The sequence below is a fragment of the Stenotrophomonas sp. SrG genome (assembly GCF_050031795.1).
In the GTDB taxonomy this organism is placed as follows: domain Bacteria; phylum Pseudomonadota; class Gammaproteobacteria; order Xanthomonadales; family Xanthomonadaceae; genus Stenotrophomonas; species Stenotrophomonas rhizophila_A.
On record NZ_JBNBBE010001038.1, the window covers coordinates 1 to 240 of the forward strand.

At 66.2% G+C, this 240-nt stretch carries 1 protein-coding gene; it reads right to left on the reverse strand.

The genetic code is table 11. The annotated features are described in order from the left end of the window. Window positions 1-240: Asd/ArgC dimerization domain-containing protein (locus ACQG3P_RS22640; RefSeq protein WP_426806306.1), on the reverse strand; the 240-nt coding region annotated here is incomplete at both ends.

Sequence of the window (240 nt, forward strand, 5' to 3'; positions counted from 1 at the left end):
GGTGACCGGGGTCGGGTAACCGCCGGCTTCGTGCGTGTCGACCACTTCCACGCCGGGCGACCGCGACAGCAGCTCGCGCGCCGCATCCGGCGTGACCTGGTCGCGGGTTTCGATGGTGACTGCTTCGGAGTGGCCGTAGAACACCGGCACGCGCACGGCGGTGGGGTTCACCAGACTGCTGTCATCGCCGAGGATCTTGCGGGTTTCCCAGACCAGCTTCATTTCTTCCTTGGTGAAGCC